Source organism: Candidatus Binatus sp. (genome assembly GCF_030646925.1).
In the GTDB taxonomy this organism is placed as follows: domain Bacteria; phylum Desulfobacterota; class Binatia; order Binatales; family Binataceae; genus Binatus.
The window spans coordinates 105,992-129,599 of record NZ_JAUSKL010000122.1; the positions used below are offsets into that span (position 1 = coordinate 105,992).

Annotated in this window: 24 protein-coding genes; 19 read left to right on the plus strand and 5 right to left on the minus strand. The window is 60.7% G+C overall.

The window, feature by feature from the left end; genetic code table 11:
* Positions 1 to 23: 23 nt before the first annotated feature.
* From purC to purF, 5 genes are read left to right on the plus strand one after another with little or no spacing between them, the layout of a single operon-like run.
* Entirely contained in the window at positions 24 to 713 is a 690-nt protein-coding gene (gene purC, locus Q7S58_RS20895) for a phosphoribosylaminoimidazolesuccinocarboxamide synthase (RefSeq protein WP_370655569.1), read from the plus strand.
* Positions 714 to 769: 56 nt separating this feature from the next.
* A complete protein-coding gene (gene purS, locus Q7S58_RS20900) occupies positions 770 to 1,015 on the plus strand; it encodes a phosphoribosylformylglycinamidine synthase subunit PurS (RefSeq protein WP_304830625.1) in 246 nt (81 codons plus the stop codon).
* A complete protein-coding gene (gene purQ, locus Q7S58_RS20905; RefSeq protein WP_304830627.1) occupies positions 1,012 to 1,701 on the plus strand; it encodes a phosphoribosylformylglycinamidine synthase subunit PurQ in 690 nt (229 codons plus the stop codon). Before purS ends, purQ begins: the two co-directional genes overlap by 4 nt.
* Positions 1,698 to 3,932 (plus strand): phosphoribosylformylglycinamidine synthase subunit PurL, encoded by a 2,235-nt coding sequence (gene purL / locus Q7S58_RS20910; protein WP_304830629.1) that lies wholly within the window; start codon positions 1,698 to 1,700, stop codon positions 3,930 to 3,932. The genes purQ and purL overlap by 4 nt, the downstream gene beginning before the upstream one ends.
* A gap of 25 nt (positions 3,933 to 3,957) precedes the next feature.
* Complete coding sequence (gene purF, locus Q7S58_RS20915; RefSeq protein ID WP_370655570.1) at positions 3,958 to 5,400, plus strand: amidophosphoribosyltransferase; 1,443 nt, start codon at positions 3,958 to 3,960, stop codon at positions 5,398 to 5,400.
* A 123-nt stretch (positions 5,401 to 5,523) separates the two neighbouring features.
* Here purF and Q7S58_RS20920 read toward each other — a convergent pair whose 3' ends face one another.
* Both Q7S58_RS20920 and Q7S58_RS20925 read right to left on the minus strand, forming a co-directional pair.
* Positions 5,524 to 6,342, minus strand: a complete 819-nt coding sequence (locus tag Q7S58_RS20920) for an anti-sigma factor (protein WP_304830633.1) — start codon at positions 6,340 to 6,342, stop codon at positions 5,524 to 5,526.
* Between the two features lie 110 nt (positions 6,343 to 6,452).
* Positions 6,453 to 7,031, minus strand: a complete 579-nt coding sequence (locus Q7S58_RS20925; protein WP_304830635.1) for a sigma-70 family RNA polymerase sigma factor — start codon at positions 7,029 to 7,031, stop codon at positions 6,453 to 6,455.
* A gap of 310 nt (positions 7,032 to 7,341) precedes the next feature.
* Between Q7S58_RS20925 and Q7S58_RS20930 the strand changes: the two genes are divergently transcribed.
* From Q7S58_RS20930 to Q7S58_RS20950, 5 genes are all read left to right on the plus strand, one after another.
* Complete coding sequence (locus Q7S58_RS20930) at positions 7,342 to 7,620, plus strand: hypothetical protein (RefSeq protein ID WP_304830637.1); 279 nt, start codon at positions 7,342 to 7,344, stop codon at positions 7,618 to 7,620.
* A gap of 81 nt (positions 7,621 to 7,701) precedes the next feature.
* Positions 7,702 to 8,661, plus strand: coding sequence for a DUF692 domain-containing protein (locus Q7S58_RS20935; RefSeq protein WP_304830639.1), 960 nt, complete (start codon positions 7,702 to 7,704; stop codon positions 8,659 to 8,661).
* Positions 8,603 to 9,451, plus strand: a complete 849-nt coding sequence (locus Q7S58_RS20940; protein WP_304830641.1) for a DNA-binding domain-containing protein — start codon at positions 8,603 to 8,605, stop codon at positions 9,449 to 9,451. The genes Q7S58_RS20935 and Q7S58_RS20940 overlap by 59 nt, the downstream gene beginning before the upstream one ends.
* Before the next feature lie 8 nt (positions 9,452 to 9,459).
* Positions 9,460 to 10,575, plus strand: coding sequence for a hypothetical protein (locus Q7S58_RS20945; protein WP_304830643.1), 1,116 nt, complete (start codon positions 9,460 to 9,462; stop codon positions 10,573 to 10,575).
* Between the two features lie 153 nt (positions 10,576 to 10,728).
* The gene (locus tag Q7S58_RS20950) at positions 10,729 to 12,030 is read left to right on the plus strand and encodes a DUF1329 domain-containing protein (protein ID WP_304830645.1); all 1,302 of its coding nucleotides are present in this window, start codon (positions 10,729 to 10,731) and stop codon (positions 12,028 to 12,030) included.
* 159 nt (positions 12,031 to 12,189) lie between these two features.
* Here the strand turns inward: Q7S58_RS20950 and Q7S58_RS20955 are convergent, their stop codons facing one another.
* Positions 12,190 to 13,383, minus strand: coding sequence for a cyclase family protein (locus Q7S58_RS20955; RefSeq protein WP_304830647.1), 1,194 nt, complete (start codon positions 13,381 to 13,383; stop codon positions 12,190 to 12,192).
* 206 nt (positions 13,384 to 13,589) lie between these two features.
* Here Q7S58_RS20955 and rpsF point away from each other — a divergent pair, with 206 nt between their 5' ends.
* The 7 genes from rpsF to Q7S58_RS20990 all read left to right on the plus strand — a co-directional run bounded on the left by rpsF (position 13,590) and on the right by Q7S58_RS20990 (position 18,824).
* Entirely contained in the window at positions 13,590 to 14,078 is a 489-nt protein-coding gene (rpsF, locus tag Q7S58_RS20960) for a 30S ribosomal protein S6 (RefSeq protein WP_304830649.1), read from the plus strand.
* Positions 14,038 to 14,358 carry a single-stranded DNA-binding protein gene (locus tag Q7S58_RS20965; protein WP_304830651.1) on the plus strand — a complete coding sequence of 107 codons (321 nt, stop codon included), beginning with the start codon at positions 14,038 to 14,040 and terminating at the stop codon, positions 14,356 to 14,358. The genes rpsF and Q7S58_RS20965 overlap by 41 nt, the downstream gene beginning before the upstream one ends.
* A 60-nt stretch (positions 14,359 to 14,418) precedes the next feature.
* Positions 14,419 to 14,775 carry a 30S ribosomal protein S18 gene (rpsR, locus tag Q7S58_RS22385; RefSeq protein ID WP_370655566.1) on the plus strand — a complete coding sequence of 119 codons (357 nt, stop codon included), beginning with the start codon at positions 14,419 to 14,421 and terminating at the stop codon, positions 14,773 to 14,775.
* A gap of 11 nt (positions 14,776 to 14,786) precedes the next feature.
* The gene (locus Q7S58_RS20975; protein ID WP_304830653.1) at positions 14,787 to 15,743 is read left to right on the plus strand and encodes a DUF2232 domain-containing protein; all 957 of its coding nucleotides are present in this window, start codon (positions 14,787 to 14,789) and stop codon (positions 15,741 to 15,743) included.
* A gap of 35 nt (positions 15,744 to 15,778) precedes the next feature.
* Positions 15,779 to 16,228, plus strand: coding sequence for a 50S ribosomal protein L9 (rplI, locus tag Q7S58_RS20980; RefSeq protein ID WP_370655571.1), 450 nt, complete (start codon positions 15,779 to 15,781; stop codon positions 16,226 to 16,228).
* Between the two features lie 13 nt (positions 16,229 to 16,241).
* Entirely contained in the window at positions 16,242 to 16,883 is a 642-nt protein-coding gene (locus Q7S58_RS20985; protein WP_304830657.1) for a glutathione S-transferase family protein, read from the plus strand.
* 243 nt (positions 16,884 to 17,126) lie between these two features.
* On the plus strand, positions 17,127 to 18,824 hold the full coding sequence (locus Q7S58_RS20990; RefSeq protein ID WP_304830659.1) for a tail fiber domain-containing protein: 1,698 nt from the start codon (positions 17,127 to 17,129) through the stop codon (positions 18,822 to 18,824).
* A gap of 154 nt (positions 18,825 to 18,978) precedes the next feature.
* Here Q7S58_RS20990 and Q7S58_RS20995 read toward each other — a convergent pair whose 3' ends face one another.
* Positions 18,979 to 19,290: a hypothetical protein gene (locus tag Q7S58_RS20995; RefSeq protein ID WP_304830661.1), complete on the minus strand. Its 312-nt coding sequence runs from the start codon at positions 19,288 to 19,290 to the stop codon at positions 18,979 to 18,981.
* A gap of 382 nt (positions 19,291 to 19,672) precedes the next feature.
* Here Q7S58_RS20995 and glgC point away from each other — a divergent pair, with 382 nt between their 5' ends.
* The gene (gene glgC, locus Q7S58_RS21000) at positions 19,673 to 20,908 is read left to right on the plus strand and encodes a glucose-1-phosphate adenylyltransferase (protein ID WP_304830663.1); all 1,236 of its coding nucleotides are present in this window, start codon (positions 19,673 to 19,675) and stop codon (positions 20,906 to 20,908) included.
* A gap of 27 nt (positions 20,909 to 20,935) precedes the next feature.
* Positions 20,936 to 22,012 (plus strand): lysophospholipid acyltransferase family protein, encoded by a 1,077-nt coding sequence (locus Q7S58_RS21005; RefSeq protein ID WP_304830666.1) that lies wholly within the window; start codon positions 20,936 to 20,938, stop codon positions 22,010 to 22,012.
* Between the two features lie 54 nt (positions 22,013 to 22,066).
* On the opposite strand, the gene Q7S58_RS21010 is transcribed toward Q7S58_RS21005, so the two are convergent.
* The gene (locus Q7S58_RS21010) at positions 22,067 to 23,479 is read right to left on the minus strand and encodes an HNH endonuclease family protein (RefSeq protein WP_304830668.1); all 1,413 of its coding nucleotides are present in this window, start codon (positions 23,477 to 23,479) and stop codon (positions 22,067 to 22,069) included.
* Positions 23,480 to 23,608: the final 129 nt, after the last annotated feature.

A 23,608-nucleotide genomic window follows, 5' to 3' on the forward strand; every position in this document is an offset into this window, starting at 1 on the left:
AAACCACTCCGCAGAAGCTCGAAATGTTTTACGAGGGCAAGGCGAAGAAACTCTATTCGACTTCCGACCCCGACCTCGTGATCGCGTATTTCAAGGACGACGCGACTGCGTTCAATGCAAAGAAGAAAGGCACGATCGAAGGCAAGGGTGCGATGAACAATCGCATCTCGGAGCTCTTCTTCCTGCTGCTCGAAAAGAATGGCGTGAAGACTCACTTCGTGCGGCGGCTGAACGATCGCGAGATGTTATGCAAGCGCCTCGAGATTATCCCGGTGGAAACCGTGGTGCGGAATATCGTCGCAGGCTCGCTCGCGAAGCGGCTGGGGCGCGAAGAGGGCGAGCAGCTCAAACGCCCGATCGTCGAGTACTACTACAAGTCCGACGCGCTCGACGATCCGCTGATTCTTGGCGACCACGCGATCGCATTCGGCTGGGCGACGGCGGATGAGCTGAAGCAAATACATTCGATGGCGCTGCGTGTGAATGAGTTACTGAGAGAATTCCTCGACGAGCGCCGCGTGATCCTCGTAGATTTCAAGCTCGAGTTCGGACGTCATCACGGCGAGATTCTGCTCGGCGATGAAATCTGCCCCGATACGTGCCGCTTCTGGGACAAGGCAACGCGGCAGAAACTAGACAAGGATCGCTTCCGGCGCGACTTGGGCGGCGTCGAGGATGCGTATCACGAAATGCTGCGGCGGGTTGAGAGTTAGTTGCGCTCCAGCAGTTTCTCGATGCCGAAAATCGGATTCAGTCACGGGAGATCGACTTGCAAGTAAGAGTTTTCGTGACGCCGCGCGCGGGCATCCTCGATCCGCAGGGACGCGCCGTCGAAGGTTCGCTGCACAGCCTTGGTTTCAAAAATGTCTCGCAAGTGAAGGTCGGCAAATTCATCACGTTCGAGATCGACGCGGACACGGCTGAAGATGCTCGCGCGCAGGCGAGAAAAATGTGCGAGCAACTGCTGGCGAACGCGGTGATCGAGGATTTTCGCTTCGAGGTGGATGCGCAATGAAGTGGGGAGTCGTGCGATTTCCCGGCTCGCTCGACGACGCCGACGCGCTCCATGCACTCGCCGACGTGATGCACCAGGATGCCGCGATGCTGTGGCACAAGGAGACCACGCTGCGCGGCGCGGAATGCGTGCTGCTGCCGGGCGGGTTTAGCTACGGCGACTATTTGCGCACCGGAGCGATCGCGCGCTTCTCGCCGGTGATGGAAAGCGTCGCGAAATTCGCGGCTGACGGCGGGCTGGTGATCGGCACCTGCAACGGCTTCCAGATTCTGTGCGAGGCGCATCTGCTGCCCGGCGCGCTGACGCGCAATCGCACGCTCTCGTTCATCTGCGAGCGCGTGATGGTTCGCGTCGAGAACGCCAGCACGCCGTTTACCTGCGCGATGAAGCAGGGCGACCTGCTGCGACTTCCGATCAAGCACGGCGAGGGACTGTATGTCGCGCCCGAAGATGAACTGCGGCAGATGGAAGAGCGCGGCCAGGTTATCCTGCGCTACGTCGATGAAGACGGGCGCGAGACCGAGGCTTCGAACCTGAACGGCTCGACGCGCGCGATCGCCGGCGTCGCCAATGAGCGCTTCAACGTGTTCGGCCTGATGCCGCATCCGGAGCACGCGGTCGAGGCGATGCTCGGCGGCACCGACGGCCGCAAAATTTTCCAATCGATTATCGAGAGCGTGCGATGAGCGAGCGCCCGGTTTCTCTTCCCGGCGAGCCGAAAGTCGATCTCGAGATGGCGCGCGGCCACGGACTTTCGGACGACGAGTATCGCAAGATCGAAGAGATCCTCGGCCGCACGCCGACCTACACCGAGCTCGGCGTGTTCTCCGTGATGTGGTCGGAGCATTGCTCGTACAAGTCGTCGCGGCTGCATCTGAAGAAGCTGCCGTCGAAGAGCGATTTGGTGGTGCAGGGGCCGGGTGAGAATGCCGGCGCGATCGACGTCGGCGACGGCTGGGCCGCAGTATTTAAAATCGAAAGCCACAATCATCCATCGTTCGTCGAGCCGTATCAGGGCGCGGCGACCGGCGTCGGCGGAATCCTGCGCGACATTTTCACGATGGGCGCGCGGCCAGTCGCGAGCATGAACTCGCTCAAGTTCGGCGCGTTCGATCATCCGCGCACGCGCTATCTGCTGGGCGGAGTGGTGGGCGGAATCGGCGGCTACGGCAATTGTGTCGGCGTGCCGACGGTCGCCGGCGAGGTGATGTTCGACGCGGCTTACAACGCGAACATCCTGGTGAATGCGTTCTGCCTCGGCCTCGTTCGCAAAGATGAAATCATGAGCGCGAAAGCGCGCGGTCCCGGCAATCCCGTGCTGTACGTCGGCTCGGCCACCGGCCGCGACGGAATCCACGGCGCCTCGATGGCGTCGGCGGAGTTCGACAAGGAGAGCGAAGCCAAGCGGCCCGCGGTGCAGGTCGGGGATCCGTTCACGGAGAAATTGCTGATCGAAGCGTGCCTCGAAGCGGGCCGCACCGGCGCGATCGTCGCGATACAGGACATGGGCGCTGCCGGGCTCACGTCGTCGTCGAGCGAGATGGCGGCGCGCGGCGGGCTCGGAATCGAACTCGATCTCGATCTCGTGCCGCTGCGCGAAGCGGGACTTACCCCGTACGAAATTCTGCTCTCCGAATCGCAGGAGCGGATGCTGATCGTCGCCGAGCGCGGCCGCGAAGCCGAGTTGCAAGCGGTGTTCGACAAATGGGATCTGCACGCGGTGGTGATCGGGCAGGTTACTGAAGACAAGCGGTGGCGCGCGCGCTGGCACGGCGAGATCGTAGCCGATATCCCGGCGGCTCAGATCGCCGATGCGGCCCCGATGTACGATCGGCCGTCCGCTCCGCCGAGGTCGCATCCGCCGATCATGGCGAGCGTCTCGCCGCTGCATCCGGAATCTGCGAAAGCGCTGCGCGCGCTGCTCGACAATCCCAACGTCGCGTCTAAGAAGTGGATTTTTCGCCAGTACGATTCGATCGTACAAAGCAACACGGTCGAAGGACCCGGCGGCGACGCGGCCGTGATGCGAATCAAGAATTCGAGCCGCGGCTTTGCGCTGAAGGTCGATTCAAATCCGCGCGCCTGCGCGCTCGATCCTTATATCGGCACCGTCGCGACGGTATGCGAGGCGGTGCGTAATGTCGCGTGCGCTGGAGCGCGGCCGGTCGGAATCACGAACTGCCTCAACTACGGAAACCCAGAGCGGCCCGAAGTGATGTGGCAATTCACGCGCGGCGTCGAGGCGCTGCGCGACGCAGCGATCGCGTTCGGCACACCGGTCGTGAGCGGCAACGTGAGCTTCTACAACGAGACCGAGGGGCTCGCGATCCCGCCGACGCCGACGATCGCCGTGCTGGGCGTGCTCGACGACGTCGCGCGGCACGTCACGCAGCAGTTCAAGAATCCTGGCGACGCGATCGTGATATTGCGCACGGCGAAGCCGTCGTTCGCGGCGAGTGAGTACGCTGCTGCCTTCGGAATCGACGACGCCACGATGAGTCCGATCGATCTCGCGCGCGAACAGGCGCTGATCGAGGGGCTGGTTGCCGGGGCTGAACTCGGGTTGATAAGATCGGCTCACGACGTAGCCGAGGGTGGGCTTGCGGTGGCTCTCGCCGAAGGATGTTTCAATTCGAGGACGCCGCTGGGCGCTCAAATCGATACGGAGCGCGCGGAGGTTATCGACGCCGCGGAGTTGTTTGGCGAAGGACCCTCGACGGTGGTGATCTCGGTCGCCAACGGCGACGTCGCGCGAATCGAGCAATTGTTTTCCGGCAGCGGTCTCGAAGTTACGCAGATTGGGCGAGTGATCTCCGAGCCGCGCCTCAGGATTGGCGATGCGATCGACGAGGACGTGCGGGACTTGATGCGAATTTACGAAGACGCGATTCCGAGGAGGCTGGCCGCCGGTGACTGAAACAGAAACCGACTTGGCTGTCGAAATTGAAGAATCGAAACTCGACGCGTTCCATGAGGAATGCGGCGTGTTCGGCGTGCATCAGCATCCCGAGGCGGCGAACCTCGCCTACCTCGGCCTCTACGCGCAGCAGCATCGCGGGCAGGAATCCGCCGGCATCGTTTCGTCCAACGGCAAGTCGCTGATCTCGCATCGCGGGATGGGTCTCGTCGCCGACATCTTCAACAGTTCGATTATCGCCAAGCTCGAAGGCACCAGCGCGATCGGACACAACCGCTATTCGACCACCGGTTCGACCACAATCAATAACTGCCAGCCGCTGGTGGTCGAGTACGCGCGCGGCGGACTCGCGCTCGCGCACAACGGCAACATCGTAAATTTCCAGGAATTGCGCGAGCGGCTCGAGTCGACCGGATCGATCTTTCAATCGTCGTCCGACAGCGAGGTGATGATTCATCTGATCGCGGCGTCGCGCGCGGCGACGCTGCCTGAGCGCGTCGCGGAAGCGCTGGCGCAGGTGCGCGGCGCGTATTCGCTGGTGGTGCTGACCGAGACCACGCTGATGGCGGTGCGCGATCCGCATGGCTTCCGGCCGCTGGTGCTCGGCAGCCTGAACGGCGCGACGATCGTCGCCTCGGAAACCTGCGCGCTCGATTTGGTGCGCGCGGAATATATCCGCGAGATCGAGCCCGGCGAGATGATCATCGTCGATGAAAGCGGCCTGCATTCGATTCATCCGTTCGCGCACGCGCCGGCCACGCGATGCATCTTCGAGTACGTTTATTTTTCGCGCCCCGACAGCCAGGTGTACGGGCGCAACGTGTACCAGGTGCGCAAGCAGCAGGGGCGGGCGCTCGCGCGCGAATGCCCCGCCGACGCGGAGATCGTGGTGCCGGTGCCGGACTCGGGCACGCCGGCGGCGCTCGGCTACGCGGAGGAATCGGGCATTCCATTCGAGATGGGACTGGTGCGCAGCCATTACATCGGGCGGACGTTTATCGAGCCGCGCGAATCGATTCGCCATTTCGGCGTGAAGATAAAGTTCAATCCCGTCGCAGAGTTGCTGAAGGGCAAGCGTATCGTGCTGATCGAGGATTCACTCGTGCGCGGCACCACGCTCAGAAAAGTGATCCCGATGCTCCGGCAGGCGGGCGCGCGCGAAGTTCACATGCGAATAGCGGCGCCGCCGACGACCAACTCATGCTTCTATGGAATCGACACGCCGACGCGCGAGGAGTTGCTGGCGTCGTCGCAATCGGTCGAACAGATTCGCCGCTACATCACGGCTGACTCGCTGGGCTACCTGAGTTGGGACGGCCTCTACTCGTTCAATGGCGAGAGTCGGGAGGGATTTTGCGACGCGTGCTTCACCGGAAACTATCCAGTCGAGATTCCGCGCGGCAACGGCCCCGCGCAGTTGCATCTGTTTCTCGCCAACGAGGATGGGCTGAAGGCCGACCGCCGCTAGCCGATATCATCCGTCTTGAGCGGAGGCTGCTCCTCATACCTCTCCCGTAAAATAACGGGCGAGGTATAGGACGGCAGCCGTCGCCTCAGAATGACGAAATTGAGCGACCGAAAGGGAGGCGCCTCAGAGCGAGGTGCCCAGGATGTCCTGCACGAAGTGTGGCATCGTGTTGCGCGAGACCATCACGCAGATGAAATCGCCGCGCGGATAGTAGCTCATGCACACGCGATAACCCTTGTAGCTATAGTAGCTGTGGCCCCCGACGGTTTGTGTCGCACCTTGGGGCAGTTGCATCCCGTGCGCCTTCATGAACGCGCACAGAATCGAACTGCCCTCGCCACGATAAAAGGTGAACGCAGCGAGGCTGCCATCGGAGAGCCGATCGAGGCGACCGCCTACCAGCCGATAGCCGCTCGGTTGCAGGTTCCAGAGCAGGCCGGGCATCTTGTGACCCAGATAAGCGTCCGAGATATCTGCCGGTGACGCGGACGGGACGTTAGGCTCGAAGTGAGCGTCGAAATGTTGGTAGCGCGCGATTGCTACGTCGAAGGCTGGAACCGCGCCTGCCGGTGGGACGCCTCCGCCATGAAAGATCACGAATGCGATCACGGCCGCCGCGGCGGCCGCGGTCGGAATCCATAGCCGCGCGCTCCGCAGGGCGGAGAGCGCAGCGCGCCTGGTCCGCTGCGGCCGTTCGCGATTCCCGGCGGCTGAATCGACCGCGTCCAGCGCAGCGAGAATCGAGCCACGCACCTGGGCAGGCGTCTGATAGCGCCGCGCGCGCTCATGAACCAGCGCCTTGACCGCGCGCTCTTCGGCATAAAGAAGCCGGCAATTGGCGCATCCCTTGAGATGCTGCTCGACGGCGCCGGCTTCGACCGCGCCGAGCTCGCCATCAACGTGGGCGTCCAGGTACCGCTCGATGTAAGTGGTGCAATCCATTGTTGAGTTTCCGCGCTATGAGCCGCTGACGCTAGAAACCGCGGCCCGGCGCCGAACCCCCTCGCTACGATGCGCCATTAACGTCCAGTAGGCTTCGTGCTTCGCGTGAGTCAAGAGCGAATTATTCCTCTAACTTTGGCGTAACCCGCCAGCGCCTCGCGCAGCATCGATCGCCCGCGCGATACCCGCGATTTTACCGTACCGATCGGAATGTTGAGAACCCCCGAAATTTCCTGGTAGCTCAATTCCTCCACATCCACCAACAGCAGCGCCTCGCGAAATTCGTCTGGCAATTTAGCAAGCGCCGCCTCGACTTCCTGCTCCATCCCGTAGCCCGCCAGCAGGGCTTCAGGGTTCGATTCGGCGTGATTCCCGCGGATGCTTTCGAGTTCTATCCTATGCTCGAAATCCTCCGCGCTCGAGGCCGGCTGCTCGCGCGCCGTCCGGCGGTACCCGTTGCGAAAATTGTTGAACAGTATCGTCAGCAGCCACGCCCGGCAGTTGGTGCCGGCTTCGAACTGATGAAAAAAACGATAGGCCCGCAGCGCAGTTTCCTGCAGCAGATCGTGGGCGTCGTCGGGGTTGCGCGCAAGGCGCATCGCCGTGCTGTAGAGCGCGTCGAGATGAGGCAAAGCCTCCTCTTCGAACCGCTTGCGGCGGTCGTCGCCGATGCCACCCTTGCCCGCCATATGCGAAGTCTAGATACATAGCATCCCGTATCATTAAAATCTTGCGGCGGCCCGATATGTTCCCGCCGAGCGAAACTAGCTTGCGATTGCGGCGATAATTTTGAACCGGATCGCGCGACTGGGATGTAACTCGGCGGCCGCAGGCGCATCCTAGAAGAGGAAAGTCGCTATGTAACGCGCCAGGAATTCGCTAAGACGATTACTGGCGGCGGGCGCGGGAATTTTGCGGCTGCGTTCGCGGTTACGACGGATGAATCATGACAAGACGCCGGAGACAGGCTCCGGCGACAATCGAAGGGAGATTCGAACGATGAACAGATCGAGACTTACTGGTGCGGTTCTGGCTACGGCGGTTGCGCTGTCGTTCATGGGCAGCGCGGCGCTCGCCGCGGACGAATCGAAAGCGGCTGCTTCGGAGGTGAAATGCGTCGCCGGCAATGCCTGCAAAGGGCAAAGCGCGTGCAAGAGCGCCGCGAGCGACTGCAAGGGCCAGAACGCATGCAAGGGCAAGGGCTATGTCATGATGACCAGTGACAAGGAATGCATGGCGGCGGGCGGCAAGTCGGAAAGCGCTCCGAAGAAGGAGTAGGCATTGAGGTGATCGAGCACTGGACGCGCGAGCAAGAGGCTCGCGCGTTCATCGCACTGGCGCCGAACGAATGCGACTGCGATGAAGCGGACTGACTTCCCATTTCTTGGTTTTGGCGCCGGCCTTCGCCGCCCGCATTACAGCTTCGTGCTGGAGCATCCGCGGTCGCAGCGGCAACCCAGTCAAGAGCTTCAGCAAGAACAAAAGCCTGAATCAAAGGTCGATTGGTTCGAAGTCATCTCGGAAAATTTCATGGTCGACGGCGGCCGCGCGATCGAAGTGCTCGAGGGCGTCCGCGAGCGCTATCCGATCGTATTGCACGGCGTCTCGATGTCGCTCGGATCGAGCGATCCGCTGAATCGCGACTACCTGCGAAAGCTGCGCGATCTCGCGCGGCGCTTCGAGCCGGCGTGGATTTCGGATCATCTGTGCTGGACTGGGGTTGGCGGGCGCAATCTTCACGACCTGCTCCCGCTACCATACACGACCGAAGCGCTCGCGCACGTCGCCGAGCGAATCCGGCAGGTGCAGGATTTCCTCGGACGCGCGATTCTGATCGAGAACGTCTCGAGCTACATGGCGTTTGCGGATTCGTCGATGCCCGAGTGGGAATTTCTCGCGGAGATCGCCGAGCAGGCCGATTGCGGCATCCTGCTGGACATCAACAACATCTTCGTGAGCGCGTTCAATCATCGCTTCGACGCGAACGAATACCTGGACGCGATCCCGGTCGAGCGGGTGGTGCAATATCATCTGGCGGGCCACAGCGATCACGGCACGCATCTGCTCGACACGCACGATCATCCGGTGTGCGAGGGCGTGTGGGCGCTGTACGAGCGCGCGGTGCGCCGCTTCGGCAAGGTATCGGCGCTGATCGAATGGGACGACAACATCCCGGAGTTTTCGGTGCTGGCCGAGACCGCCGATCGCGCGCGAGCGATTTACGAAAAGATTGTGCGCGAGACCGCATCGCAGAGTCCCCATGACAACTTCGCTGAAAAATCTGGAAAGCCTGCTCTACCGGCTGATCACCGCGCCTAGCGGTGTCGCCGAAGGGCTCGCGGCGGAACGTAATCTGCCGCGCGGCGGACTTGACGCAGTTGTCGTCGGCGATGAGCGCCTGTCGGCAGCCGAGCGAGTCGATATCTACGCCAACATGTATTTCTATCGGCTGCTCGACGCGCTCAAAGAGGATTATCCCGCGACGCTTGCGGTGCTCGGCGCCGACGGTTTTCACAATCTCGTGACTGGCTACCTGCTCGAGCATCCCCCGACCGAGCCTTCGATTTTCTATTGCGGCCGCTTTCTGAGCGGCTTTCTGCGCGACCATCCGCTCAGCGCGGATGCTTCATACCTCGCGGATTTGGCGGCGCTGGAGCGCGCGACGGTCGCGGTATTTCACGGTCCCGACGCGGACGCGCTCGACGCCGACACGATGCGCGCGACGCCGCCGGATGAATGGCCGGCGCTACAACTGCGATTGCATCCGGCGGCGCAGATACTGCACGTGAAGTGGCGCGTCGTGGAATTGTTGCGCGCGATCGAGGAGCATCGCGAGTGGAAACCCGCGCAATCGAGCGCCGCCAGAATCGTCGTGTCGCGCCGCGATCGGCGAGTACTCTATCGCGAGCTCGAGCCGCTCGAGTATAGCGCAATCGACTCAGCAATCACGGGCGCCACGTTCGCGGAAATCTGCGATCTGGTCGGCGGCGACGCCGACGCGGGCGGCCTCGATCCGGTCGCGACGCTGAATCGATTGCTCGCGCGATGGCTGAGCGACGGCATCTTCACTAAACGAGCCTTCGCCCGGATCAAACGAAACGCGCTATAGATCGCGGCGTGGGCAGTGGCGACATACGCGTCGAGCAGCTATCGAGTCTCGAGCAATTGCTCGAGTTTGCGCGGCTGCCGTACCAGGTTTACGGCAATCGCGACGCGTGGTGGCCGCCCGACGTGCAGAACGAAATCGATTTGCTCGCGGGCAAGAGCCTGCTCTCGACGTACCTCGAGATGGCGCCGTTTTGTGCCCGCCGCGGCGGCCGAATCGTCGCGCGCGTCAGCGCCATCATCAATCGACGTTACATCGAGCATTGGCATGAGCCGCTGGGACATCTGATTCATTTCGAGGCGCTCGACGGCGCGGACGATGGCGTCGCCGCGATGCTCGAGGCTGCGGTGCAATGGCTTGAAGCGCGCAGGATGCGCGCGGTGCGGAGCGGATTCGCGGCGTTCCTCGACTATCCGTATGCGATCGACAACTACGGATCGCTGCCGTCGTTTTTGCTGCGCGGCAACGGCCCCTCCTATCATCGATATTTCAAGGAAGCCGGCTTCTTTACCGAGAAAGGCCAGGTCGATTACACCGCATCGCTGACGCCGGAGTGGACGGTCCGCTACCGCGGCATCAGCGACGCGGCGTCGGCGGCGGGCGTACGCGTTCGCAGTTGGCGTGAGTACGGATTCCTCGCGGCAATCGACGCGTGGACGGAGGTCACCACCGCCGCTTTCGATCGGCACTGGGGCTGGCATCCGGTCACCAAAGCCGAAGTGCGCCCGATGCTGACGGCGCTGTGGGAAACGCCGGTCGCGGATTTGTCGATGCTCGCGACGATCGGATCGGACGTCGTGGGCGCGGTCTTCTCGGTACCCGATCTGAGCCCGATGCTGGTCAAGGTGCGCCCTGGCGCGAGGCTCGATCCCGAGCGCGGCGGCGGCACTCGCGGCGCCTTGATCAATATCGGCGTGCTCGAGTCCGCGCGCGGCCGCGGTGTTGCGCTCGCGATGACGGCGCGATCGTTTCTCGCGATGGCCGAGCGCAAGATGCGTTTTGCCGGCTACACGCTCGTGCTCGACGACAACTGGGCCTCGCGCCACACCGCGCTCAAGGTGGGCGCGCGCGTGACCGGCAATTTCGTGGCGTATCGCCGCGATCTGGCAACCGCTCAACGCCAGTAATGTGCCGCTCGGCACCCGTGGCGCGCCAGCGAGCATCCGGCGCGCAGTCCTCGTGCTTCCCGTGTGGTAGGACAGGGGGGGGCCATCGGTGTATCGAGCACCATAACCAAGCCACTATCTCGAACGGCGTCGAATCGGAGCGAGATCTCGAAGATGAAAAAATCGATCGGATCGGTATGCCCGGCCCTGATGGCAGTCCCGGCTCTCGTGATGATGATCATGCTCGCGAGTGCGCGGCAGGCTGATGCGCAAGTGAAACCCGGTGACGTCATCACGGCCAGCAATGCCGCGCAGGTGAAGGACCTGCTTAGTCCGGGTGCGTATCAGGCAGTTACCAAGGGCATGACGATCAATATCGTCGCGCCGGGGCGTATCGATTGGCCGCCACCGTATCAAAACGCGACTGAAAAATATGCGAGCCAGGTGCGTCTCGCGCCGGACCATCACGATTTACTCGGTTACGTCGCGGGCCAGCCGTTTCCGCTGCTCGATCCGAATGATCCTGACGTTGGAGTCAAGATCATGTGGAATCAATACTTTCGCCCGATCGCGACCGATGACTTCGATCTGCGTTTCTTCGAATGCCAGGTCGCGACGCAAAATCCCGGGGCCCCGCAACAACTCATGAAGATGACCCAGATTGGGCATTTTGCAGGCTATTTCGACCTCGGCCGCACCGAAGTCGATCCGTTGCCAGCCGATCCGGACTTCGTGAAAACCGGCATCTGGGCGCGTTACGCGGCGTACCCAACAATCGAGCCGGCCGAAGATCGCGGCAGCGGCGGAATTCGTTATCGCTATTGGGATGCGAACCGGGCCGACGACACCTGGGCGTACATCGTCGGCAGCCGGCGTATCCGGCGCGTGAACGAAGTGATCTTGAGCGCGTCGCCGGGACTCTCGACCTGGGACGCGGACCACGCGGGCGGGTTTGCCGCGAAGCCGCAGGAATACAACTTCAAGTTCCTCGGCGAGAAGAGCATGCTCGGATGCGTCCACGCGAAAAATTCTCCGGCTCATCCGTGCCCGTCCGACGGCGGCGCTACCTCATGCGGCGAGGACTGGGAGATGCGCCATCTGTACATGGTTGAGGTGACGCCGCGTCCCGAGCGAATCACCGGCATCCTGCAGTCGAAGACGATCGTCTATATCGACGGCGAAGGATGGTTCAATCCGTACGTGGACAGTTACGATCGCAAGGGCGAACTGTGGAAGACGCAGATCTACCTGATGACATATCGCGACCGGCCGGTGCCCGACGCGAAGATCGCAGTCTATCCATTCAAGCGGGAATTCAACCTTGCCGCGTCGAGCGTCGATGTGCAAAGCGGGGTGAGTACGACCTGCTATCTGCCGGGACCGAACACCGCCGAGCGCGAGTGCTGGTATATCAATATGGGCGCGGTCGATCGCGATTTCTTCATGACTGACGCGATGGCGAAGGCCGGCCACTGATTCGGATGTAAGCGCAGATTGCGCGGATTTCGCCGATTCAGACGCAGCAACAATTTTCAATCGACCAACAATGAAAAGGGGCGGCTCGATGAGCCGCCCCTTTCTTATCTGTGTAATCTGTGAAATCTGCGGTTAAACTTTTTTCTTTGTCGCCGATTCCTACTTGATTGCGAGCGCGTTCGGCGGCGAGCCCACTCCGCCCGGGATATTGAGCGGCGCCGACGTGAAAAAGAAATCGTACTGGCCGTCGGCGGCGCAATCCTCTGCGAGGGCTTCGAGATTCCACATCTCACCGATCGGCATCCCGAAGAACGCTAGCATGTGGAAATGCAGAAAATCTTCGCCTTCACCTTTCGGCAGGTTTTCCAGCGCGGGCGAATCCGACGCGACCGCCGCGATGTGATTGTTCCATAGCCATTCTGCGGTCCGCGCCGACCCTTCGATGCCCGGGACCACCGTCTCGCGCGCCAGTTCCTCCTTCAGTTCGTCGCTCGCCGACAGGTAGAACCGGGTCCATCCGATGCGAATCAAGAGCACGTCGCCGGTGCGCAGCGTGGTTCCCTGCGATTCGAGGGTCGCCTGCACATCTTCGAGCGGGATCGATTGCGGCGTCGTGAAATCGATCTCCATGCCGTTGTTCTCGTAGTAGAGCGCGACGTCGGCGAGCACGCCGCGGCCTGCGATTCCACGCCGGGCGAGGTTGTCGATGCCAAGCCGGGTGCCGCCTCGGCCGGTGATTTCATCGTCGGGAATGCCGTTATATGCACCGAACACGGGATGCTTGACGTGACAGAGCGCGTCCCATTGCGACGACGCCTGGGGATAGAAGTTATCGAGATAGTCGTCGAGGACGTAATCGGCGGCCGGGAAAATCTTGATGACGTGAACATGCCTGCCGCGGGTGAAGAGCGGCGGATCGGGGATGTTGATCGGCAGATTGAGCGCGAACACTTTGCCCGAACGAATCGAGGCCGCCGACTCGACCACGCGGCCCGGCGTCATCAGGTTGATCGTGCCGACTTCGTCGTCGTCGCCGAACACGCCCCACGAGGAACCGTCGGGCGCTCCCTCGCGCACCGGCAATTCGCTGTAACTCGGGATGCGCGGCTCGTGCGACGGGCGCGTCGCGAGCGCGGGCCGAATCGCGCGTTTGGGCCGTTCGGTAACCGGCGCGGGCGATTTTGCGGGCGGCTTGACCGCGATCCGCCGCGGCGCCGCTTTGGCCGCGATTGGCCGCTTGGCCGCTTTGAGCGCGGGCTTTTTCGATGCCTTTTTTGCGACCGGTTTTTTCGCGGCTTTGGGAGCAGCTTTACGCGCCTTTGGCGCCATCTTCTTCATTTTGCGCTTGGCCACCTGATCCGACCTCCATCATTCGTCTCGCTGTGATCGAATCTTCTCATAACAGGTCGCGCGTCAAGCGCAAGCCCTGACGGATGCGATCGCGCCGATTGATGATAGTTTGCGAAACACGCTTGTTACCCATTCTGGCCGATGTTACTGTACGGGATTGCTCCTTGCTCCGACGTGGGGCTTGAATCCAAAAGGAGGACTCACAGCGCATGAGGCGCTACGAAACTATTTTTATCCTTCGCCCTGACGCGGGCGACCCCCAAATCAAGGAAACCATCAAGCGCTACGAGGGAATCATCGTGGCCGGCGGCGGCGAGATGATCGAAACCGAAGAGTGGGGCTCGCGCGAACTCGCCTACCGCATCAAGGGCGAGCGGCGCGGCTACTACGTGCGGCTCGATTACGTATCGCCCGGTCCGGTGATGAACGAAGTCGAGCGCAATCTGAAGCTCTCCGACACGGTCCTGCGCTACCTTTCGGTGCTGGTGGACGACGACGCCGACGTCGCGAAGGTGCGCGAGGAACTCGAAGCGCGCAACCGGCGAATCGCCGAGGCCAGGGCCGCGCAGGAAGCGCGCGTGGCGGCCCTGACGGCGTCGCAACAGCAGCAGGAAAGAATCGAGGACGCGCCCGAAGAGATCATGGAAGCGGCCATCGATGAAATCGGCGGTCCGGAAGGTGACGGGCAACCGGATTGAGCTCGACGGCCCGATCGTGAGCTCGATCGACTTTTCCGTCACGCCGCGCGGCACCGCGGTGCTGCGCATGATCGTCGATTGCGGCGCGCCGGAAGAGGACTTGAAGCTTGCGGTGGTGCTGGCAGGCGAGCGCGCCAGCGTGCTGAGAACGATCCTGGCGCCGGGTCATAAAGTGAAAGTGCGCGGGAGACTGCGATCGGTCAAGGCCGGCGTGAAAGCGCTTCGCGTCGGCGGGACGTTCGAGGTTTTGGCCGAATCGATCGAGCCACTCGAGCACTAGCAATTGGAAATCTCGTAAAGCCGCGCTGCGTTGGGGCGGGCTCGTACAAAAGGATTGCAAATGGCTGACGAAGAGAGATCGGAAAGAGGCGGGGACCGACCCCGCACCGAGGGTGGCGGAGGACGCTACGGCGGACCGCGCCCGGATGATCGCGGTGAAGGCCGCGGCGGCGATAGCCGCGGCGGGATGCGCCGGCGTCCCGGCGGGCGGCGCAAAGTATGCCGCTTCTGCGCGGAAAAATCGCTCAAGGTCGATTACAAGGACGTCCGCACACTGGCCAGCTTCATCACCGAAGGCGGCAAAATCGTGCCGAGCCGCACCTCGGGCAACTGCGCCAAGCATCAACGGCAACTGGCGGTGGCGATCAAGCGCGCGCGGGTGATCGCGCTGCTGCCATTCTCGACGCTGGGAGTCTGAAGAATCGTCGCGTGACGCGCAAAGCTGTCATAGGGATGATTCGGGCGGCCGCGCTGGCGGGAGCATTCTTCCTCGCCGGCGGCGCGATTCCCGTGCTCGGCGGGATCGCGATGCTGTTCGCGCCGGCGCCGATCCTGATTTTCGCGGTGGGACGGCCGAGTCCGAATCTGCGCGCGATCATCGCGATGCTGCTGGCGGGCGCTTTCGTCGCGCTGCTGGCGGGTCCGATTGCCGGTATCGGGTACTTCGTCTCGTTCGGCCTCGCGACCGCGATCATGTGTTACATGCTCGAGCGCGGCAGCTCCTTCGAACGGATTGCGGGCGTCACGGCGGCTGCGATGGTCGCGGCGGTCGCAGCGGTCGCGCTGGCGTTCACCGGCGGCCCCGACGGCCTGATCAGGACGCTGCACGACGAACTCGCGCAGGGGATGGCTCGCGGGCAGGAGTTCTACAAATACTTCGGCGTCCAGCAGACGATCACCGCCGATACGCAGGCGAGCATCATCGCGACGACGATCCGGCTCAGCCCGGCGTTCCTGATCCTGCTCGCGGGATGCACCGCGCTGCTCAATCTGCGCGTTTTCTGGCGATGGGTCGGGCCGCAGCGGCTGCCCTACAGCCTGTTCGGCGATCTTTCGCGCTGGTCGGCGCCGGAATGGATGGTGTGGCTGCTGCTGGCGAGCGGGTTCGGATTGTTCATCCCGGTTAGCGGCGTGAGCGATCTGGCGCTCAGCGGCTTCATCGCGGTGGCGGCGATATATTTCTGCCAGGGGCTCGCGATCGTGGGCTTTTATTTTCATTCGCTGGCGGTGCCGGCGATCGTGCGGGCCATCATTTATTTCGTGGTATTCGCGCAGCCGGTCGTGGCCGGGGTTCTATGTATCGCCGGCATCTTCGACATGTGGATCGATTTCCGGCGGCTCAAGCCCCCCAGCCACGAAGCGGGCAACCTGGGCGATTTCTTCTAAGTGGAGATGGAAACGAGAGGCGATAGAAAATGAACCTGCAAGTCATACTCAACGAGGATCTTCCCAACCTGGGAAGGACCGGCGACGTGGTGAAGGTCCGCGCCGGGTACGCGCGCAACTATCTGCTGCCGCGCAAGCTCGCGGTCGAGGCGGATCAGAAGAATATCCGCGCCTTCGAGCATCAGAAGCGGATCGCGTCGCGGCGCCGCGAAGCCAAACGAACCGACGCGATGGCGATCAAGGCCAAAATCGAGGCGCTCGAAATCACCATCATGGCGCGCGCCGGCGAAGAGGGGAAACTGTTCGGCTCGGTCACCAACATCGACATCGAACGCGCCGTGCGCGAGAAGGGGGTTGATATCGAGCGGCGAAAAATCGTGCTGCCAGAGCCAATCAAGCAGCTTGGCGACTTCACCGTGCCGGTCAAGCTGGACGCGGAAGTCGAAGCGAACCTCAAAATAATCGTTGCGGCGCAGGCCGAATGAGGACTTGCCCGATATGATTAAACTCTACGACTACCTCATCTGCCCGTACGGCCAGAAGGTTCGCATCGCGCTGGCCGAGAAGGCCCTGTCATACGAACTGGTCACCGTCGATTTGCGCCTGAATGAGCATCGCAAGCCCGATTTCCTGCGGCTCAACCTGTTCGGCCGCGTGCCGGTGCTGGTCGACGACGATACCACCGTCTACGACTCGACCGTGATCAACGAGTATCTCGAGGACGAGTATCCGGAGCCGCCACTGTTTCCAGCGATCGGGATGAGCGCGATGCGCGCGCGGGCGCGCCTGCTCGAGGATTTCGCCGATTCGTCATTCACGCCGCAGGTGGGCCAGTTGATCGTCGAGGTTTCCAAGCCCGAGGCGGAGCGCGACCAGAATCGCGTCCAGCGGCTGCATCAGACGGTCGAGCGCGTGCTCGACTATCTTAATCACGAACTGCGCGGAAATAATTTCCTGGCGGGTGATTTCTCCGTCGCCGACATCGGATTCGCGCCGCGGATGCTGGTGCTTTCCGAGCTCGGGATCGACGTGGCGGCGAACAATCGGGCCAATATCGACGCATGGCTGAAGCGCTTGCTCGAGCGCGCGAGCATCAGGAACCTCGAGGGCGTCGCCGCGGAGGCTGTCGGCGGCGGATAGTCACGTAATTTTCGATATTGCTTTGTTCTGAAAGCTAACTCAGGCCGTCCGGCAATCCCGGGCGGCCTGCGCTGTTATGCGCGGACGAAAAGAGCTCCTGAGCGCTCGAAAATTTTTGATTTTCCCTCTGCCAACGCGTACCGCACCATCAAGCGGGTGAATCTTCGGCTTCGCGCCGGCTGAGACTGGGCGTACAGTCTAAGCGTCGATACCGCAGTCCAACGATTCTTGGGGGGATCATTCATGAAAAAGGCAGTAGCGAGTTTCCTTATGGTGGTGGTTTTGGTCATCGTGTTCTCGACCACGGGCGCCGCAGCCGATCCGACCAACACCAGCCTTGGTACCGGCGCACTCCTGGACAATCAAGGAGGTAGCGAAGTCACGGCGCTGGGATACAACGCGCTCTTCACCAATCTCGGCTCACGGAACACGGCGGTTGGCTCAAACGCTCTCTTCTCCAACAACGCCCCGACTCGCCCCGGGCACGACAACACCGCAACCGGCGCGTACGCCCTCTCCAACAACGCCAGCATGAGCAGCGCTACCGCATCGCGTGGCGGTAGCTACGACACGGCCGATGGGGTCTTTAGCCTCTTCAATAATATTGAGAGCAACAACACCGGCATTGGAGCTTACGCCCTTTACTGCAATACGTCCGGTGTCGGCAACACGGGTACCGGCTTTGGCTCGCTTGGTGGCAATGCCTCGAGCGGATGCAAGTATGGAATTCTTGCTCTGATGGGCAGTTACAACACCGCGGCTGGGTACCAGTCTCTTTTCAACAATCAGATAGGCCAGAGAAACACCGGCATAGGAGCAAGCGCGCTCCATGAGAACACTCGCGGGGGGTCTAACACCGCGCTCGGATCATCCGCGCTCTTCAACAACAATGGCTCCTCTAACACCGCCGTCGGATCGGGTTCGATGGCCGGCAACACGACAGGCCACGACAACACCGCTGCTGGAGTTAGTTCTCTCTCCTCCAATACTTCGGGAGCTTTCAACACCGCCGACGGAGTAGCCGCGTTGTTTAGCAATACGACCGGCGGCAACAATACCGCTTTGGGGGAAGCGAGCCTGGCTAGCAACACCAGCGGCTACAGCAACACTTCAGTCGGAATGCGCTCGCTGGCCGGCAACAGCACGGGCTTCGGAAATACTGCCTCAGGAGTCTCGGCGCTCGTTAACAACACCACCGGATACGCGGACAGCGCCGTCGGATTGCAAGCGCTCGCAAGCAACACAACCGGCTACTACAACACCGGCCTCGGGCAGAACTCCCTTTACAAGAACACCACGGGTCAGAACAACATTGGACTGGGTGTCAATGGCGGATTTAGTCTCACCACCGGCAACAACAACATCGATATCGGTAATCCAGGTATCGCGGCTGAGGCTAGCACTATCCGAGTAGGCATCCAGGGCAAGCAGACGGCGACCTACATCGCGGGCATCACTGGCAGCGCGGTGACCGGCAGCGACGTAGTCGTAAACGGCAGCGGCCGCCTAGGGGTAGTAGTGTCGTCGGCGCGCTACAAGCGCGACATTAGTGACATGGGAAACTCGACCGACGGCCTGATGAAGCTGCGTCCGGTTAGCTTCGTTTACAAAGGCGATCAGCAAGGTGTAAAGCAGTACGGCCTAGTCGCGGAAGAAGTCGAGCAGATTTATCCGGAGTTGGTGGTCCAGGATGACGATGGCAAGATCGAGTCGGTGCGCTATTCGATGCTCACCTCGATGCTTCTCAACGAACTCCAAAAGCAGCGGGCGGAAATGCTGGCAGAGAAGAAAGCGCACCAGCGGGAGATTGCTGAGTGGAAAGCCGATCGCGAGCGGGATTCAGCGAGTCGAATCGCCCTGGAAGAGCGGCTTGCGACGCTCGAGCGTTCGATGGCGTCGCTCAGCGGAGACCGCAAAGTGATGGCGGCCATTGGTAAATAGTCACTGCTTCCGAGACCCATCGTGCAACGAGAGATGCGCGCTTGTGATCCTCGGAAAATGCGCGCGCCGTCCGAAAGCTCGGACGGCGCGTGCGTCAAGTTATGGTCAGCGGATCTGAAAACGGCTCGCCTAAATTAAACGATCCGAGTGTGAATTAATAGCGGCTCTCCGCGTTGTCGCCGGCAGAATCGTCGTCGTCGCCGCGGGTCGGTCCGACGCCGGTGAGCCGGAACAGCAGCTTCGCGCCGAACAGTTTGTCGCCGATACGGCCCTGCGACTTGAGGAAGCCGCCGTGCCGCTTGCAATGCGGACACGAGAGCGAGGCGCTCAAGAGTCCAGCATTCTCGGGCGTAATTCTGAGATCGAACTTAAAGCCGCAGCCCGGATTCTGGCATATGGTACGATAAACAACGCCCGGCGCGCTGGTAGCCTTGGATTCGTTTTTGTTGCTGACCGCTGTTTGCATTTTTCTTACCTCTCTTCCTGGAGGTCGTTTAAAATCGGCCGGTATGGCCGATGCTATCACGAAAGACGAAAACGCTTGGCAAAAGATTCAAGCAATTGACGTGCCTCGCAGTACAAAAAATTCATGATTGCGAAAATCCAGCGGTTTCGCGGAGAATTGATGAGGTCGCTGACCGGAATTCGTCTCAGAGAGCGTCCCAAAAACGCTGACTCGTGCAATTTTTGCAACGAATTGGTCACTCTCTCGACCCGGAAAAGTTGCCAGCACAAGCGATTTGTCGAACGCAACTTTAACCGCGCGCCGCGGCTGTACTTAGCTGGTGGCTTTCCGATAAACCAGATACACGGCTTGGCGCGCACCGATTGGGGACTTTTTTACCGCGATGAGAACGCTGGCGTTAGTGATGGCGGGGGGGCAGGGGACGCGCCTGCATCCTTTGACCCGCGACCGCGCCAAGCCCGCGGTTCCGTTCGGCGGCAAATACCGCATTATCGATTTCGTCCTCTCGAACCTGGTCAATTCCGGCATCTACGCGATCTACGTCCTGGTGCAATGGCGCTCTCAATCCCTGATCGAGCACCTCAAGGACGGATGGCAGTTCGGCGGGATGCTGCCCGACCATTTCGTGATTCCGGTTCCTGCTCAGATGCGGATGGGCGAGACCTGGTATCAGGGGACGGCCGACGCGATTTTCCAGAATCTCAATTTGATCGACGATACCAAGCCCGACCTGGTGGCGGTCTTCGGCGCCGACCATATCTACCGGATGGACATCCAGCAGATGGTCGAGTTCCACCTGGACAGGAAGGCGGCGGTGACTGTGGCGACGTTGCCGGTTCCGATCGAGGAGTCGAATCAGTTCGGCATTTTGGATGTGGATTCGGGGCTGCGCGTATCCGGCTTCGAGGAAAAGCCCGAGCATCCGAACCATATGGCCGGCGCGCCCGGACGAGTGCTCGCCTCGATGGGCAATTACCTGTTCAACCCCGAGGTGCTGCGCGAGGCGCTGATCGAGGATTCGATCAAGGAAAACAGTCATCACGATTTCGGGCGCGATCTGATCCCGAACCTAATCAATCGGGTGCCGGTCTATGCCTACAACTTCATGACCAATCGCATCCGCGGCGACTCGGAAGTGAATCTCAGCTACTGGCGCGACGTCGGCACGCTCGAAGCCTACTACGAAGCGAACATGGATCTGCGCGACGCCCGGCCGCATCTGAACCTGTACAACCCGTACTGGCCGCTGCGGACGGCATACTTCGATCAGCCGCCGGCGAAATTTGTCTTCGACGAGAACGGGCGGCGCGGTCTCGCGCTGCACTCGGTGATTTCCGAAGGATGCATCGTGTCGGGCGGCGCGGTGCGCAATTCGGTGTTGGGACGCTCGGTGTTCGTACATTCGTACAGCCTGGTGGAAGATTCGGTGATCATGGACTATGCGGAGATCGGGCGTCATGCGAGAATCCGGCGCGCGATCGTGGACAAGAACGTCTATGTTCCGGAGGGCGAGGAGATCGGCTATGACCTCGAACGCGATCGGCAGCGGTTCTTCGTTACCGACTCGGGATTGGTGGTTATTCCCAAAGGGCCCAAGCGCGAACGGTCGGTGCTGTAATCGGCCGGTTTTGCCTTTCTGAAAGCAATGCCATCCGCATTATCCTCTCGCGAGCAGACTCGTATCGATCGAACCGATCGCTCCGAGCCTGCGATCGACCCGGTAAAGAATCCGAACCTTGCGCCGGCGGACGACGCACCGCCATTTCCGCTGAATCGCGGGGTCGGCGAGAGCCAGCAGTTCCCGCTGGGTTTCAAGGATCGGATGATCTATCGGCTGCTGCTCGGCGCGCTCCACGCTTTCAGCCTGCTGCCGGATTTCGTGCTGTATCCGTTGGGCGTCGGCTGCGCGCTGCTATTCTATCGATTCGACGGGCGGCACGTGAAAATCGGGCTCAAGAATCTCGAGATCGCTTTTCCGGAGCGCAGCGAGGCGGAACGTCGGCGCATCCTGCGCGCCTCCTACATGAATCTCGGCAGGACTGCGGCCGAGTACGTGCGGATGGGCGGCTTCTTCTATCGCCGCCTGAAGGATCGGGTTGGTTACAGCCGCACGGATATCTGGAAGGCGCTGCAGCCGAAGTATCAAGGGATTGGCGCGCTCATCCTGACGGCGCATTTCGGGAACTTCGAGTTGCTGCCGGCCGGACACGCGCTGCACGGTTATCAGATCAGCCTGGTGCATCACACGCAGCGATTTCTGGCGGGCGACGCGCTGATGACGTTCATCCGCGAGCGTATCGGCGTCAAGATCATTCGCAAGCATAAGGCGGCGCGCGAGATGCTGCGCACGCTCAAACACGGCGACCTGATCGGAATTCCCTTCGACCAGAACGCCAAGCGCTCGGAGGCAATCTGGGTGCCATTTTTCGGCGAGATGGCGGCGACGCCGGGTGGATTTGACCGACTGGCGATGATGGCGGGTTGTCCGGTGGTGCCGGCGTTCATCGTTCGACAGCCCGACGGGCGGAGCCATGTGATCGAAGTGCAGGAAGAAATCGAGCAGCAGCGAACGGGCGACAAGGACGCCGACGCGCTCGCGAACACGGCGCGGTATCAATTGGCGATCGAGGCGATGGTGCGAAAATATCCGGAGCAGTGGCTGTGGACGCATCGGCGCTATCGCACGCGTCCGGTCCGCGGCAGCAAATCAATCTACGATTGATCGAGCCACACCTGATCTTCGGGGGCTAAATCGCCCGTAACAAGGGCATTTTTTTCACGCTTGTGACTGGGGGAATCTAGCAGGGTCCTCTCTGATTTCGATCCCGTGCAAGTTCGTGATCGATATGAAATTGCGTTGATAGTCCCAAGCCAAATCGTCTTTTCTCAACCCCCGTTTCAGATATTCCACAACAGAAAGCGGATCTTTGACGTAAGCATTTGCTTTTCGATCCAAGCTCTGGCCTCTCGAGCCGGGTCTGTCCGGTGGTGCCACCAGCAATCTTACATGGTCAGATTTCAGTATGATGCCTTGAAAATAATCCGGCCTTCGATTCATTTCACCTGACCAAACGATCTCTTGTTCATCTGCTACAGTGCGTGACTGCGCAATTCCTCTATCGCTATTGTCGGTTCGATCCGATAGCGTCTCGTCTTTCAACGGGACCGCTTTTTCGTCCCAACTGGATAGGGTATCCGATGGCGAAGTTCTAGTTAGATCGTTTGCTAAACAATTTCGCGGCCAAATTTCCAAGGCGCGTTTAAACAGAATCTCGCCTCGTGTAACAAGGTCTATTTCGCGCCACTGTGAATATGCTCGGTTTCGCAAGAAGGCGTTTAGCCGAAGGTCGCTGTGCTCGACTATCGCCCGCGCTTTGTCAGAAAAAGGTCCATCACTCACCGATGAGTTAAGCGGTCCAGTCAACAACGTTAGGTTGCCAACTGTATGAATCATTTGTTTTCTGAGACGTTTTAGCTCCGCGAATTCCAAGTCCGATTCGAGATCTCCGGATAGCGGATAGTTTGGATTGTCGCCCTCGGCAGCGGACTGCGGCATAAGGTGCTCCACTGTGAGACCGATGGGTGTCGGAATCGCTTCGGTCTTCGTCGTACGCAGTGATTCATTCACAGCGCGGAGGATCATCGCGACTCGATCGACGCGACTCTTTACGTACAGAGGATTCTGCATCCATCCCACGTGGAATTCTTCGTCGGTAGGCCATTTCGACGTCGGCTCGGCCGACCTGAGCAATTCGTTTCTAACGGCCGCAGCGGTATTTCCATTTTCTTGAATTGATTTTTTGATAGTTCTCAGTAGACCGAGAAAAAAATGGTTGTAGTTCTTCGCTGTCAGTTGGCAGACGAAGCGATGTATTAGGAACGATTCAAGATCCTGGACTATTTGATTGCGATCTTGCGTCGTTAGCTTTGTCGACGGCGCGTCCAGCAGGAGCAACAGGATCGGATACACCGTGCTCGTGTCCAGAGAACGAAGTCTCTCTGCAAATAAGATCAATCGAGCTGTGCCTGAGGGTGTGAGCAACTGGCTAAAATGCTCGCTCACAACCTGGAGACTCGCTAGATACTCCTCAATTGACAATCCTGACTGGCGATACCAACTGCGAAACTCCCGAAATAAGCGGCCGATGTTTAGCTCGCTTTCTGTTCGCATGGTGAGATCATGAAACATGAAGAGATCGATTCTAGCAGGCTGCGGAAAAATGCCGAACAGTCACGAGTTTTTCTGTGCTGATGAGTTGGGGTCGCTACTTGGTTAAGGGTTTGGAGGTCGAAAGTGGCTCATCCGCTGCTGCTGGTG